Origin of the sequence: Thermogutta sp. (genome assembly GCF_039793925.1) — a bacterium.
Lineage (GTDB): Bacteria > Planctomycetota > Planctomycetia > Pirellulales > Thermoguttaceae > Thermogutta.
This window is the reverse complement of the sequence record NZ_JBAMME010000207.1, coordinates 1-14,057: the sequence shown is the minus strand read 5'-3', so window position 1 is coordinate 14,057 and position 14,057 is coordinate 1. Positions and strand designations below refer to the sequence as shown.

9 protein-coding genes are annotated in these 14,057 nt (G+C 54.2%); 4 read left to right on the top strand and 5 right to left on the bottom strand.

The window, feature by feature from the left end; all coding sequences use genetic code 11:
* Positions 1 to 675: 675 nt before the first annotated feature.
* A complete protein-coding gene (locus ABJK56_RS08385; protein ID WP_347244215.1) occupies positions 676 to 849 on the bottom strand; it encodes a hypothetical protein in 174 nt (57 codons plus the stop codon).
* A 219-nt stretch (positions 850 to 1,068) separates the two neighbouring features.
* Between ABJK56_RS08385 and ABJK56_RS08380 the strand changes: the two genes are divergently transcribed.
* Both ABJK56_RS08380 and ABJK56_RS08375 read left to right on the top strand, forming a co-directional pair.
* Positions 1,069 to 2,517, top strand: coding sequence for a tetratricopeptide repeat protein (locus ABJK56_RS08380; protein WP_347244214.1), 1,449 nt, complete (start codon positions 1,069 to 1,071; stop codon positions 2,515 to 2,517).
* Positions 2,471 to 4,240 carry a CRTAC1 family protein gene (locus tag ABJK56_RS08375; RefSeq protein ID WP_347244213.1) on the top strand — a complete coding sequence of 590 codons (1,770 nt, stop codon included), beginning with the start codon at positions 2,471 to 2,473 and terminating at the stop codon, positions 4,238 to 4,240. Before ABJK56_RS08380 ends, ABJK56_RS08375 begins: the two co-directional genes overlap by 47 nt.
* 133 nt (positions 4,241 to 4,373) lie before the next feature.
* Here ABJK56_RS08375 and ABJK56_RS08370 read toward each other — a convergent pair whose 3' ends face one another.
* The 3 genes from ABJK56_RS08370 to ABJK56_RS08360 form a co-directional block, all read right to left on the bottom strand.
* A complete protein-coding gene (locus tag ABJK56_RS08370; RefSeq protein ID WP_347244212.1) occupies positions 4,374 to 6,395 on the bottom strand; it encodes a DUF4340 domain-containing protein in 2,022 nt (673 codons plus the stop codon).
* A gap of 146 nt (positions 6,396 to 6,541) precedes the next feature.
* Positions 6,542 to 9,883: a Gldg family protein gene (locus ABJK56_RS08365; protein ID WP_347244211.1), complete on the bottom strand. Its 3,342-nt coding sequence runs from the start codon at positions 9,881 to 9,883 to the stop codon at positions 6,542 to 6,544.
* 172 nt (positions 9,884 to 10,055) lie between these two features.
* Positions 10,056 to 10,805 carry an ABC transporter ATP-binding protein gene (locus ABJK56_RS08360; RefSeq protein ID WP_347244210.1) on the bottom strand — a complete coding sequence of 250 codons (750 nt, stop codon included), beginning with the start codon at positions 10,803 to 10,805 and terminating at the stop codon, positions 10,056 to 10,058.
* A 699-nt stretch (positions 10,806 to 11,504) separates the two neighbouring features.
* Here ABJK56_RS08360 and ABJK56_RS08355 point away from each other — a divergent pair.
* Both ABJK56_RS08355 and ABJK56_RS08350 read left to right on the top strand, forming a co-directional pair.
* Positions 11,505 to 12,623 (top strand): isocitrate/isopropylmalate dehydrogenase family protein, encoded by a 1,119-nt coding sequence (locus tag ABJK56_RS08355; protein ID WP_347244209.1) that lies wholly within the window; start codon positions 11,505 to 11,507, stop codon positions 12,621 to 12,623.
* Positions 12,624 to 12,995: 372 nt separating this feature from the next.
* A complete protein-coding gene (locus ABJK56_RS08350) occupies positions 12,996 to 13,340 on the top strand; it encodes a hypothetical protein (RefSeq protein ID WP_347244208.1) in 345 nt (114 codons plus the stop codon).
* A gap of 97 nt (positions 13,341 to 13,437) precedes the next feature.
* On the opposite strand, the gene ABJK56_RS08345 is transcribed toward ABJK56_RS08350, so the two are convergent.
* Positions 13,438 to 13,854: a hypothetical protein gene (locus ABJK56_RS08345; RefSeq protein WP_347244207.1), complete on the bottom strand. Its 417-nt coding sequence runs from the start codon at positions 13,852 to 13,854 to the stop codon at positions 13,438 to 13,440.
* Positions 13,855 to 14,057 lie beyond the last annotated feature (203 nt).

Sequence of the window (14,057 nt, the reverse complement as noted above, 5' to 3'; positions counted from 1 at the left end):
ACGAGTTATTATCGGGTGGCAGGTCGATCAGCCTAGCGAGGGCGCGAGCGACACGATTAAACTGAGGACCACGGCCGCTGCAAGAAAAAAGATCATCGCATAGTGAATCGCCAAAAGGCCGGCTCGCCGCCTTCGATCAAGCGCTCCTGCGAACCGCGTTCTGGATTTCCTTGTCATTCCGGGGTCTCCGTGGAACGGCAATTGCTCAAACAGATGCACTTTCTTTTCGGCTTATTTTGGGGGCTTCCAATGTCCCCTCGTTTCAGTAAACAAAGATGGTCTAATGCCTGTACAAATATAGCATTTGAAAATTCCCGCAATAATGGCAATAGACTGTCCCCAAATGAGGGGGCAACAGTCACCGAGCCACATCGCGCCAGCTTGCCACCGCAATCGGCATCCGGCTTGCCCGGAGATTGCTCGGGTATCTTCTTTGGAAAGCTTGAAGTGTCTTTAACAGGACGCCCGGGCTGCGGACCAGACCCGGGAGCGTCCGTGGCACCGGCGGACTAGGCGTGTAGTAAATGGGCAAAGTGCGGAGAATATGGTTAGTCACTCAAATGATGAAAAATTAGACCTTTTTCTCCTGAACCAACCGTGCGAAGTGCTCGAACGATCGGTCGTAAGTCGCTTCCGCCGCGGGCGGGAAACAGCAGCCGGGAAGCTGGCGTTTCTTCAGGTGGTACTGCAGGCACTCGCAACAAAGTCCTTTCCGCGGACAAGGATCGTAAGAACACGTGCACAACGATAGATTTCGCTCTTTTCGGCATTCCATAACTTTCCTCCCGGAGTTTGAAAACAGATGTCGTCCACCGGTTGCTCGTACAAATAAAGACAGACAATCAACATGGGACTTCGCCCTATGTCGAGAACTTGCTTACGAAAACCGCGACGAAATCCGTTAAAGTACATTATCTTTTCTGCGGAACTTCTGACCAGGCGATGGGGCCAGCGGATTTCGATAGTGCCTTCTTCAGGATAAAATGACCACAAAGCGCACATTGGATAGCTGGGGCACAGAGGTGTCGGCTTGGGTGTTTTATGCGCACAGGGAACGCGAAGATTGAGATGGGTACCTTTTGGCGACGGCCAGTTTTCCTCGCGATCGCCCCCATCCTCGTCCTGACGCTGTCTCCGGGTTGCGGCCAGCGTCAATCCGCCGATGGACGCGATTCCAGCTCTTCCGTGCGGACAGCTTCGGGAGAGTCGCAGGCGCAAGCACATTCCGCCTCTATGGCTGTGTGGGGACCAGCCCCATCTGATGAGTCGGGTAACTCCCAGGAGGCGGTTCACATCAAATGGCCTGAGCTCCCTTCACCGCTCACCGGTGACTGGATGAAGGCACAAGGACATCGTGTAGCAGATGAGCTTGCACGGAGATTTCCTGATGACGTGTACGCGCAACACGTTCACGCCCAGGTGTACCGTCTTTCTGGCGACACGGATGAGGCGTTGAAGATATGGCATCACTGTTTGGAGTTGAAGAAAGATTTCTTGCCGGCGTACGAGGAGATTGTGGAGGTCCTCGTGCGACGCGGGGAGCACGCTGAAGCAGAGAAGATGGCACGGCAGGGGCTAACCGTCCATCCCCGTGCTGTCTCGCTGCGGAATTTTTTGGCCAGTATCCTTCTGGAACAGGGCCGTCTGGAAGAGGTCATCACGACTGTGCTGGCCGGACGAGCTCTTGGAGTCGAAGCACCGGAGGGGCTCTTTTTACTCGCCCAGGCGTACCAGCGGAAGCAGCAGCACGACCGTGCACGGGATGTTCTGAAAGACGTCGTACGACTGCGTCCAGAGTTCACTCAGGCCCATTATGCACTATCTGTGAGTTTGGCAAGGCTTGGGGATGCGGCTGGGGCTCGTCGGCATCGCGAGACTTTTCAGAAACTGAAGGAGCGCGATCAACAAGCGAACGCCGCTATCTTGCGGATAGAAAGTGACCAGTTCGTGCGTCAGACAGTGGCAAGTATCCTTCATCAGGCCGGAGTTATTTTTTCTAATCACGGTGTCTCCGACCGGGCCGAAGAATGCTGGCTGCTGGCCGCAGCTCTTTCGCCGAAGGATGTCGCATCTCGGCAAGCACTGGTGGTTCTATATCAGCAGCAGCGGCGGGCCGCTGAAGCGCTTGCCATCCTGCGGGAACTCGCGGAGCTGGAACCTCGTAACCCTGCTCATCAGGTTGCGCAGGGTATGTTCTATCTGCAGATGCGAAGCTTCGAAAAAGCCGTTGCTTCGTTCGAACGGGCAATCGCGTTGGACCCCAAAGTGGATGCAGCCTATGCTGGATTGGCGCAGGCCTACTTGCAAAAAAGAGAAAACCTTGAAGAGGCCCGACGGCTGGCCGAAACAGCGGTGCGATTATCTCCGCGGCCCGATTATTTCATCGTGCTGGCTGTCTCCTGTGCAGAAGTTGGTGACTTGGAGGAGGCCAGACGAAATGTCGAAAAAGCGCTAGCGATGGACCCTTCTCATGACCTCGCCCAAAAATTGGCTCGGTTCTTGCAACATGGAATATAACCGTCTATCCTTGGCCTTAATTTATTTCCGTAAAATCGCGCGATCCCTGGGAATTATTGGTTTGGGTGCTCTCTTCCAATTGTTCGTCCCTACGGGGCTTTGGGCCGAGGAGCCCGTCCCGCTAGTTTTCCAGGACGTCACTCAACGAAGTGGGATCCACTTTCGACATACGCACGGTGGCTGTGGCAAATATTACATTGTGGAAACAGTAACGGCAGGGCTGTGTCTTTTCGACTACGACGGTGACGGAGATGACGATATCTACTTCCTCAACGGCGCTCCGCTTGCTGGTTGCCCAACACAGGAAAAACCCACGAATAAATTATTCCGGAATAATGGTGGATTGCATTTTACGGATGTGACTGCCCAGGCAGGGGTGGGTGATACGGGTTACGGGTTGGGGGTGGTAGCAGGGGACTACAATAATGACGGGTTTCTCGACTTGTTTGTGAATAATTACGGCAGGAATGTACTCTATCGAAACAATAAAGATGGAACCTTTTCTGACGTAACTAGCGAAGCCGGCGTGGACAATGGGTTGCGGGTAGGAGCGGGTGCCCTTTTTCTTGACATTGACGCTGATGGGTGGCTCGACCTCTATGTAGGTAATTATATTGTGTTCGATGAAAGCAAGCACGTTTTTCATCAATTGACAGGTGTTCCGGTATACGGAAGTCCTGAGGAATATCCTCCTGATAAAGATACTCTTTATAGAAACAATGGCGATGGGACGTTCTGCGATGTGACGGAGGTTTCAGGGATCGGAAAGGTGGCGGGGACAAGCATGGGTATGGTGGCAGGCGATTTCGATAATGACGGCGATACCGATATTTTTGTGGGAAACGATGTTCGGGCGAATTTTCTTTTTATTAACGATGGCAAGGGCCGTTTCACAGAATCCGCTTTGGAAAGGGGTGTTGCGTACAACGGTTACGGCGATGAGAACGCAAGTATGGGAGTTGATTGCGGAGACTACAATAATGATGGGTGGTTGGACCTGTTTATGTCGGATTATCAAAACGAATGGCCGGTTCTCTATAGAAACGAGGGCAAGGGATTCTTCGAGGACGCAACCTTCAGTTCTGGTGCAGGTGGAAGGGTATATCCCTACGTCAATTGGGGCGTTGGGCTGGTGGATTTTGACAATGATGGGGATAAAGACATCTTTATCGGGAACGGCCATATTAATGACAGGATCGGGGAGATAGACGATACCACAGCGTATCGGGTGGCAAACTCCGTTCTCAGGAATGACGGTGGTAAATTTGTGGACGTGAGTGCGACCGCTGGCGATCTGCCGAAGCTGGTAAAATCAACGCGTGGCGTAGCGTTCGCAGACCTTGATCTGGACGGTCGCGTAGATGTTGTCATTCTGAATTCCCAGGATTCCGCTGACATTCTGCGAAATGTAACACAAACAGATAATCACTGGATTCAGATTGACCTCCGGCGGCCGGAAAAGAATTGTTTCGGAGTGGGCAGCCGGGTGAAGGTTGTGGCGGGTGACCTTGTTCAGTATGACGAGGTCCATGCGGGGCGGGGATATCAAAGTCATTGGGGTTTACGGCTGCACTTCGGATTGGGCAGCCACGAACGTGTGGATCGCCTTGAGGTCTTCTGGCACGGCGGCGGCCATGACATCATCGAAAACATACCCGCTGACCAGATTATCACGGTTAATCCGGGTGGCAAGTGGTTCCCTTCCAGCACCGCGGGGAAATGATTAGCCGCTACATCATACCCGGGAGAATTCGCCATTCGTGGCGACAATAAAGAGGGAGACTCTGGCGGTCCGGTTAGCGCTCCAACTCGTGGCACCAAAGGCCAAGGCAAGCGGTCACAGAGGGAAAGGGACCTCACTTCTGTTCCGCGGGCGGAGACGCTGCTGGCGGCAGGCCGCTTTGTTGGGATGTATCGGATGGGGCCTGCTGTTGCTCGGGTTGGGATGGAGCGCCGCTGTCATTCGCTTTTGCCGACGTCTCTGAAGCCTGTGGCTGAGCAGGTTGTTGGCCCGCGGGCTTCTGATTTTCAGCGCTCTCAGACTTGGTCTCGGACGGAGTTGCCGGTGTTTGGGCAGAGGGTTGCTTTTCGCCTGTTTCACTCGCGCCCGGTTGTGTTTGACTGGTCTGATCGGACTTTTGTTCCGTCTGCTGTTCTTTCTTCTTGATGATGTCGCTAAGACCGAGATGGATCTTGCGATACACCTCGTCAGAAATGATATAGTACCAATCTGCAAAGCGGGAATTTAGTTCTTTAACCCTTTCCTGGCCTTTTTTAATTTTTTCGTGATATTCGTCCTGCTTGCGTTTATTTTCTTTTTCAATCCGCTCTCGTTCTGCTTTGATGTTCTCCGGTTTTTTCTGCGCTTGATCACTCTGCTGCCCACTCTGCGGTGAGGTGTCAGACTTTGCTTGACCGCTTGCAGAACCTGCAACCTGTCCTTTCGCTTCCTGGGCTGTTTGTTGAGCATTTGCGGGCGACGATTGAGCGTTGCCCGCCGGTGCGTTTTGTTCGCCGGTCGATTTGGTCACCGTGGTCTGTTGGCTTGTTTCCTCTGCCGCAACGGTGCTTTTTTGCTCGCTGCTGGACGCGGATTGCTGTCCCGAAGGCTGCGAGGGGGCGCCGGTGTTATTTGCCGGCAGTTCTGGGAGGGGCTCAAGCTCGGGTTTGGGGATCAGTTCAGGGTCGAATTCTGCCACCACAAACAGATAACGATTGACTCCCGACGATCCCGTGTTTCCACTCTGTCCCTCAACGACTCGGCCAAATCGGAGAAGGTACCGCACACCATCCTTCATTCCCACGCGAACTTCTCCCTCGCTGGAAATCACTTCCACATCACCGGGTTTAATCTGTCGCTGTCCGATCATTGGGAAGATTTGGTAAAATTGCTGGGCCGACGCGAGGAAAAACCCTGCTTCACCCAAAGAAGCAGCCGTTTCTTTATTGGCCTTGACGGATCCGTCAGCACTCAGACTCGCGCTGATGCCTTGCGGTTTACGCCGTACGTCTACGATCTTCAAATCGTCCAGCGCTGTTCGCAATCCGTCCAGCTTGGCTGTGTCGAGTTCTTCGTCCTGGGCCAGTTCACGAGGTGTCCACGTGCCTTTGTCGAGGTCAAAGATCAGGCTGCGGACGAGTTTCCAGCGGGGATTGCCCAAGTCATCATAGGAAAGCACAACCTGCGATCGGGGAGTAATGCCGGCTGTTACCGGGTCGAACGAGTAATCGTGCAATTGCACATCTCGAATATCCCAAGGATTAAGCTGGAGAAGATCTTTCTCTATCCAGTCACCAAATTCGCTGGAAAACTTATCATCAGACAATTTAACGATATACACTGGCTCCGCCCCCTTCACGCGCACATAGCGCAGTTCCTCGCGGTCGGGTACCTTGTTACCGATAATCACATCGGCAAGGACCTTATCGCTTCCGTCTCGGAATACAACCCGTTTCCCCACTCCCCGAGTAACGGTTTTAATGGCATCGTTCGTCGGTTCGACGACGCCATACATAACAAGCTCGTCCTGGGTGGGTGACTCGCTCGCCACATCCAGGATCTTAACACCGATGAGCGCAGTGGCGGCCTGAGCTAGATGCTCTTTCGCATCCGCGGGGTAGTTTTCATGACTGGGGATGCACCAGCGGTTGTTGATCTGGGCAACCTTGAAATTCTTAATCCGCACTGCGTTGGGATCGTATTCGAAGATTTCCAAGCTGGTAGCTGCAAGGGCGTCGGTGAGATTCGGACAGAGTAGTTGGCCCCTTAACTCGGTTTTGATATTCGTAGTTGGAGTATAATGGTTCCACCACGCAATAATGAGGATGACCGACGTTGCACCGATGAAGACCAGCGTTTTTTTGAGTTCGTTATTCATCGCTGCTTATCTCCTCAACTCCCTCGCAGGATGTCGCTGTCACGAATAAGTCGGCTTGTTTCAGGATAATTGGTGTGAAATCGAGCTTTCGATTTGTTCCATTACTCAGTTGTGACGGTGCCAGAGGTTGATCCCTGAAGTAGCCATCAGGTCTTTTCCGAACTCGTTACCGCAGCTTTGCTGGGTGTCTGCGCGGTCGAAGATCGTCGCACCCGCCGAGAGCTTGGGATTCCCTCCATGTCTTTGGCCCGTCTCCACACGAAGACGACCACGGCGAGCCCTAGCGGGAAAAGCGGTGGGATGATCACGGACACCATCTTGTAGAAATTCTGCAAACGCCGCACGTAAAGGCTGAGTTCGGTTTCGATCCGTTCCAGGGCCCGGTCCCGTTTTTGCCGTTCTTCTTCCATGCGGGCATTGAGGCGGCGCTCACCCTGCTCCTGAGCAATCGCGACCCGTCGGAGAATCTCGTCCAGGCTGATGTTTTGCTTTTTCATGTCCTCTTCGAGTTTCTTGACACTTTGTTCGAGCTTTTCCCTTTCTTCGCGCTCGATCTTGTTGTATGCCTCCTGAAGTTTCTGGCGTTCCTCAGCCGCGCGAGCGCGAGCCGCCTCCGTTGCCCGCTCAATGGTGGTCAAGGTGCGATGTTTGGGCCGGCGATTGCGGATGTCAATGAATCGGTCGTCCCCCGCCACCCAGTCAATGAGGTTCAGGACCATGGTGACGTTGTCGAAACTCAGTTTAATGTCGAGACCGGGGAGGTCCTGACGTTGACGGAGACGGAAAAAGGTCTCATGAAGCATATCGATATCCGAGACCAGCACCACTTTCACGTCATGTTGTTTATTGGGAACTTCTTCAACTTTCTCAGAATTCTGGTCGCCGTTGGAACTGTTTTCAGCCTTGGTAATTTTGATTTCTGGAAGTTTGCCTTCGATAGCGGCGGCCAGGATGTATTCCGTGCGGGTGGGACGAAATTCGCGATTTCGATTGAGCTCCCGCGTGCCGGTGAGGAAGTCCATTCGGAAAATGTCGTCGTAGTTAATTAAACCCGTTACGCGGCCCGTTCGCACCAGAGGTGTGAATTTCATCGTGGAGCTGTTGAGTTTAGTGATCGCACCGGGGAATGGGAACAGAACCTGTTGCAGCCCACCAACCGCCGCAATTTGTCGGTTGAACGGTTCCTCAGCGCCGCAGCTCCAGTTGACGAAGACAAATTCAGGGTTCTCTTCAAAAAGCTGGAATTTCGGATATGGATTGTACCTCTGCCAGACAATCTCATTGGCCGTGAAATCGATTCCCAGCTTCCGCCACAGTTTGGCAATGTCGCCTTTTGGCAAGGGACGCATGCCAAACATCATCATTTGCTGCGGTGGCCTTCGTTCCTGACCCGTGCCAGCCACGTTGGATGCGAATAACGGCATCGGATCTTCGAAGATGACGGTGGGCTGGCCATAACTGATGGCTGCGACGAATCGGTCCAGATCCTCCGGCGCGAGAGTACTGGGCTGAACAGCCAGGAGGACGTCCCACCGTCCCAGTTTCATCGCTTCCTCTTTGACCTTCGCCTTGCACTGCTCCTTTTGCTGGTCTGTCAGTTTGTCTTTCGGGACATTCAGACCAAGCAGTTCTCGGCCACGTTCGATGATTTTCTCCTCACTGGCATCTGTGAGGCCCAGCGCTTTCATGCCTGCCTTTTCGCACTCTTCGTCGTTGGTGACAAGGTCCGCGGGTTCGACGCGTACGACCTCGTACTGCTTCTGGAGCTCGTCCACAATGGGCCAACGCTCTTCTCCCCCCTGGAAACTGAACTGTCCGAATAACTGCGCATCGGTGGTGAGAATGCCCACTCGTTTTCGCTTTTGCTGTGTGACGGTGGCGATGGACCGGATCAACTCATATTCCACAGGAATGTCCCGATCCACAAACGGGACCACGACTCTCTCCAGCCCACAGATGAAGGCCAAGCCCATGAAAATCCTGTGTTCCGTCCATCGACCCTGCTGAAGCGCGAAGACGCGCTGAGGCGTAATGTTGAATCGGTCCGCCGCCCGTTGGGCTTCCGCCGTGAACAGTTCCGTGTTGTTGATGCGGACCCGGACGTTCTTGGCCCTGGCTTCGAATTCTTTCAGTAAATTGATGAGGTTCGCACGCGTCTGAATGTAGGATTCGGGAACCTCCGGACTGATAAAGGCCTCAATCTGGACGACATGCTTGGGGTCCAGCGAGCGCAGAATCTGGAGAGTATGGGGCGACAGCGAACTGATTTTTTCGCTGGTGATATCGAGACGCACGTCGGCCGCTTGAAGAACGGCCACAAGACCCAAGCTCGCCGCGCCCAATGCCACGGTTCGCAACGTAAAATGGGCCGGCATCAGCGAGACGGCGCGAGGAAAAGTGGCCCAACCTACGAAGAAGAGCACATGGAGGGCAATGAGAATCGCCATGAGCGTCCAAAAGACCCATCCTGTGTTGAGTTTCTCTCCCCACAGGATGGCGACAACCGCGGCTGCGATAACCGTTATCACTTGGGCTATGGGTGCCACGAAGTGAATCGGTGTGATCATTTCTTTCCGCGGGAATTGTTGCCAAATGTACAGGAAAGCGGCATGGAGGATCAAATAGCCGATCACGAGACCAATGATCCAGAATGTGGAACCGCCCAATTTGCTGGCAAAGATACTCCCCAGCAGTGCGAAGCTTCCCAGCCAGGCAAGATGGAGCACCGCGAAGAACAATCCGGAAGGGAGTCGGGATTCGCCTGTTGGCCAATGTCGCCGGCCGATCAACACCATGGCAACATACAGTGTCACTGCCGCGATAAACACGAAATACGCCAGGCCGGAAAGCGTGATCAGACCCCGTCCGAAATTGGCGAACTGTTCGGCGATGCTCCACGCTTTAGCACGGATGGCAAGGTCCTGGCGCAGGATGACATCTGCTGAGGACAAAAAGACGGCAGGCGCATTGAGCAGCACGCCAAGGATGTAAGCTACTGTGAGATTCGCTGTAAAAAAGGAGGCGACCATGCCAATTCCCAGCATGGCCAGGCCCATCAACCAGTAGCCCAGGTAGGTTGCCACGAACAGGCCGAAGTCCGGGTTGCCCAAACTCCGTAACACAGCGTAATTGCAAATGAAAGAAAAGCCCAGCGACACAGTCAAGATCGCCACTGCGGCAAAAAACTTGCCAAGGACAACTTCCCAATCTGTTGCCGGCATAGTCAGGAGAAGCTCATCTGTTCCCTGGCGCCGCTCATCGGCCCAGATGCCCATCGTGATGGCCGGAATGAAAACGAGCATCACATAGGGAAACCATTTGTTGAGTTGATCCAGATTGGCCAGATTGGCATCGAAAAACTCATTGGGCCAAAATGCGGCCATGGTGCTCAGAGCGACGAACACGCAGATAAACAGGTAAGCAGTCGGACTGGCAAAATAGCTGACGAAATTCCGTTTAACAACGGCCAGCAAGACTTTCGTATTCATACGCTCGACACCTCAACGTCCGGACAGTGTCTATTCAATCTTGGTAAATTGCTTTGTTGGACTTTCGTTCTGTGTTGATCAGGACTCAGTACCTTCTGTAGACAATCTGCGTTTGTAGGCGGGTCGCATTCCATTGAGATAGCCCGTCTGAATTCGCGCCGCCTCAGACCCATCAGGCCGCCACTTGTTCGCTCAATGACAGTTCCCTGAACCATTCGTCCAGCCGCTTCCCGGTACGGATGACCTCCTCGACTGGCCCATCGTAAACCAGCCGGCCTTCATTGATAAAAAGGATTCTCGTGGCCATGGCTTCCACCTCTTGAAGAATGTGGGTGGAAAGGAGGATTGTCTTCCGCTCCGCCATCAAACGGCGAATTGTCTCTCGGACTTCATGAATCTGGTTGGGATCAAGTCCGGCGGTTGGTTCGTCTAGGATGAGGACATCCGGCTGATGAAGGAGCACCTGGGCCATCCCCACCCGCTGCCGATATCCGCGGGATAACTTCGCGATCGGTTTACCCAACACTTCCTCTAGGCCGCACAACTCCACCACGTCTGTGATTCGCTGCCGCCGCTGTGCGGGTGGGATTCCCCGGGCATCGGCAAAGAACTGCAGCAGCCCGATGGGTGTCATGTCCGCGTAAAGTGGGCCGTTTTCAGGCAGATAACCGAGGTGGCGAGCGCCCTCCAATCGCTCCTCGGTCGTCATGTCGTAGCCGGCGATCCGAGCAGTCCCAGCACTGGGAGCCAGATAGCCGGTTAACAGTTTCATGGTGGTGCTCTTCCCTGCACCGTTTGGCCCAAGGAAGGCCACCACTTCCCCCTCTCGAATCTGGAACGTTACATTCTCGATGGCGGCAAAGTCTCCGTAATACTTACAGAGGCCGTCCGCCTCAATCATCAACCGACCATCTTTTTTCATGACCTTTCGGCTCCACGGCGATAATTGTGTTCTCCCAAACTACATCTCCGCGTCCGATCAATCAATCATCCGATTGGGAATGCACGAGTCGGCCCCGCTTCGCCACTGCAGTAGTCGTTTTACGGAAGCTACGGCCTTTCCGTGTCCGCGGTTCATCCCAGCCCTGGCTGGAGACAAATTTTTGATTTCGCGGGGAATCTTGAGGGCGTTTCTTCGTCCCCGCGTAGGGAGGGATACTATGGACCAAACGCGCCGTCCGATTTTGGAGCGGCAAGAGCGTTATTATAATCCGCCCAGTTTTTCTCCTCCAGAACCTCGGCGGCATGTTCGACTTTCGGCACAGTTTCGCCACAATAGGCTGATTATCCGGGATGATTCGTTGCCGCTGGTCGAAAAATTGTTGCAGCGGTCCCGGCGGGATACGCAGTCCTGCAAAAAACAGACATCGGTAGCGTCGGTAGCATGTGGTCGTCAAAGGCACCGCATGGGGCGGCTCCCACGGCCGGCGAAAAATCGTTACCATTTAAATTTCGCCATGTGTCATTGTGCTAATTGCCCGGGAAAGGCTCCGGTTCGAATCGGCCAGGAGCGGCCTGCTGGCGCGATCCCTATTTGCGCGAGTGTGAATCTCGTTCGGGTAAATGGGTGCCGATTCTGACCGTCTCATAAACACGTTGGCCTGATGAGAAAGGAAAAAGCATGGCTCACGAGGTGACTCTCATTACCGGCGATGGAACCGGGCCGGAATTGGCCGCTGCGGCTCGACGTTGTGTGGATGCCACCGGTGTCGAAATTCGCTGGGATGTTCAGGAAGCCGGGGTGGATGTCATGGAAAGGACCGGGACGCCACTCCCAGAGGCGACGATGGAAAGCATCCGGCGGACTCGCTGTGCTTTAAAGGCCCCGATCACCACGCCGGTCGGAACCGGCTTCCGCAGCATTAACGTGTATCTTCGCCAGGAACTAGGTCTGTATGCATGCGTGCGTCCGTGCAAATACTATCCCGGAGTGCGGACATTTTTCGAACGCGTGCCGGTGGACCTGGTAATCATTCGCGAAAATACGGAAGATCTCTACGCGGGTGTCGAATTTGAGCGTGGCCAGCCCAATACTGCTGAACTGATCAGCACCATCAACCGCTTGTCTACCGACCGAAAAGTAAAGACGGGAGCCGAAGAAACGGGCATCTCTATCAAACCCATCAGCATTTCGGGGACCGAGCGTATCGTGCGATTCGCTTTCCGGTATGCTCGGGAAAACAATCGCAAGAAAGTCACGGCCGTGCACAAGGCCAATATCATGAAATTCACTGACGGATTGTTCCTCGATGTGGCACGGCGAGTCGCTCAGGAGTTTCCGGATATCGAATTCGAAGACCGCATTGTGGACAACATGTGCATGCAGCTCGTACAAAAGCCCGAACTCTACGATGTGCTTGTCCTCCCAAATCTTTACGGGGACATCATCAGTGACCTGGCAGCCGGACTAGTGGGCGGACTCGGCGTGGCACCGGGGGCCAACATCGGGGAAAACGGCGCAGTCTTTGAGGCTACACATGGGAGCGCCCCGAAATACAAAGGACTTAACAAGGTTAATCCCACCGCGCTCATTTTGTCCGCAGTTCTCATGCTCCGCTATTTAAACGAGAAAGAAGCGGCCGACTTGCTCGAACGGGCTGTGGCCGAGGTGATCCGCGAAGGGAAATACGTGACCTACGATCTCAAGCCGGATCGTAATGACCCGACAGCAGTTGGCACGCAGGAAATGGCCGACGCGATCTGCCGGAAGATCGAGGAGCTTCGAGCCGCCGCAACATAGTGACCCCTGAAAGTAGTGAATCGATTGCCCCGCGGCCAAACAATTGTTTCCCACTTCTATCGTGCTCACTCGGAATTATTGGTACATTCCGGATTTTGAGACGATCTCATAATGGGAAGCGCCACGCGATTGCGACCGACTGAGATTGCTCCGCTCGATAGCGCTGCGCTGAAGATGCGCATGCGCAGTCATTAATGCTGCGCCGGGGTTGGCTCGTCCGGCACGGTGAATTCGTGCACTCATCGTTATCTCTTTTTCTTTTCATCACTTACGGATCAGCGACCAATCTTGGCACGGGATATGCAATACAGCAGGATGTCGGTTGGTTGCGTGGCCCAGATCAAGAGAGCTCTGTCGGAAAAGGAGGGTGTCATGTGTGGAAAATGGCTACTGGCTGCAGTTTGTTTGGTGGGCCTGGCTGGCGCTCAAAGTGCGCTCGGGCACGACGACTGGGGACGAGGTGACCGTCGAGGCCCAACCTTCGGAGTCGGCGTCTACTCGTTTATTCATGAATATGACGATTACTGGTATGGCTACCATCATCCCCGCCATATCCAGCCACCTCTGATCGTAAAGCCCCATCCTTACCATCCGCCCGTGATCATAGTGCCTCCCCGGTACGATGACTGCCACAGGCCTCGATACTATGGTTACTCGCACAGCCACGGCGGGATCGGAATCTACGGACCGAGATTTGGGTTTAGCCTTCGTTGGTAGTAAATCAGAACGTTGCGCTCCGACCCCGAGCCCATAGCCCGGGCAAGTTGGTGGCCTGGCGAGGTGTTGCCCAAACCGGGTAACGCCTTTCCTGCTTTTAGAAGACGACCTCGCGGAGTTCGGGATGGTCGCCCGGGTGAAGGATCTGCAGGAACTCCAGCCCGAGTTGGAAGAAGCCGCCACCCATGGGCGTCAGATGTACGGCCCGGGCAAGAATGAATCGCATTTCCCCCTGGTATTTCAGAGCAACCACCACCCGGTCGTACCCGCGGGGTTCGGACAGAATCACGGACATCCCGGTGGAAGAGAATTCCTTCGTAATCACTGGCAATTTTTCATGAATCGGGATCGTCTTGGCGTCATACGGTATCAGCAGCGCCACGACGCACAATCGGGCACGAGACTCCCGTCGCTTTCCAAGCTCGATCGACTCGGCCACTTCCGAATGACTGTTGATAAACTTGAGAACAAAACTTTGAACTTCGTGCACTTTTTTCTGGGTAAAGAACGGCATTTTCTCAGCCTCACTCACCAGCCTTAGCGCGGGATTTGGTCCCTGACATGATTTCTCGTCGTGTACCGAGCTACCCGTTACGAATACCGGTCTTCGGTTCGCCGGGGAAAGGGAGCTCGGCCAACTCATCCAATTTTCCCTGTCTTGGAAAACTTAGCTTGTAAAATCTCCAGGCGTGAAATGGCTGAGGATTAGGTGCGCGA